General features: G+C 69.7%; 1 protein-coding gene. It reads left to right on the forward strand.

Annotation, left to right across the window (positions count from 1 at the left end):
* Positions 1–1,193: AMP-binding protein (locus ACFVGO_RS39390; RefSeq protein ID WP_380636965.1), on the forward strand; the 1,193-nt coding region annotated here is incomplete at both ends.

The raw sequence follows: 1,193 nt of genomic DNA on the forward strand, positions 1-1,193 counted from the left end.
GGCGCCTTCGCCCGGTCCAACCGGGTGACCGTCAACACGGTGGTGCAGGGCGCCTGGACGCTGCTGCTCTCCCGCTACGGCGGAGGCGATGACGTGGTCTACGGCTCGATCATGTCCGGCCGGCACGACGGGCTGCCCGAGGCGGAGTCCATGATCGGCTTGTTCATCAACACCCTGCCGGTCCGTGCCCGGGTGCGGCCCGAGCTCCCGGTGGCCGAGTGGCTTCGTGAACTCCAGGCCGAGCACGTCGAGTTGCGGCAGTACGAGTACACCTCGCTGGTGGACGCCCAGCGGTGGAGCGCCGTTCCCAAGGGCGAGCAGCTCTTCCGGTCGATCCTCGTCTTCCAGAACTTCCCCGGCCTGGGCGAGGACGAACTGCCCGACGGACTCGTCCGCACCTCCCGCCTCGACGTGGAGCGGACCGGCTACCCCATCACGGCCATCGTGTACGACAGCGAGCGGCTCAAGGTGAACATCTCCTACGACAAGGGCCTTTTCCGGCATGCGGAGGTCGAGCGTCTGGTCGGGCACTTCGTGGAGCTGCTGTCGTCGCTGGTGGCCGATCCAACGGCGCTGGTGGGCGAGTTGGAGATGCTGAGCGCGGCGGAGCTGCGGGCGCTGTCGGCGGAGTGGGGTGGTGGTGGGGCGCGCGTCGACGACGCGGCGACGCTGCACGGTCTGGTGGCGGAGCGGGCGCGGGAGTGTCCGGACGCGGTGGCCGTGGTCTTCGGCGAACAGTCCCTCACGTACGGTGAGTTGAACGCCCGGGCGAACCGTCTCGCCCACCACCTCACCGGGCGCGGGATCGCCGCCGGTGCTCTGGTGGGGGTGTGCCTGGAACGCGGACCCGACCTGGTGGTCGCCCTGCTGGGCGTGCTGAAGGCCGGCGGCGCGTACGTACCGCTGGATCCCGAATACCCGGCGGACCGGCTGGCGTTCCTGGTGCAGGACACCTCCGCCCCGGTGGTCGTGACGCGGGCAGAACTGCTCCACCGGCTCCCGCAGACAGGCTTCACCCCCGTATGCGTCGACTCCGACCAGGAGCTGATCGCGCAGGAACCGGAAGGCGATCCTGTCTCGTCGGCGACGCCCGATGATCTCGCGTACGTCATCTACACCTCGGGCTCGACGGGTGTGCCCAAGGGTGTGCTGGTCGAGCACCGCAGTGTGGTGAACCGGCTGCGGGGCACGGA

It is taken from the genome of Kitasatospora sp. NPDC057738, assembly GCF_042798815.1.
Lineage (GTDB): Bacteria > Actinomycetota > Actinomycetes > Streptomycetales > Streptomycetaceae > Kitasatospora > Kitasatospora lactacystinica.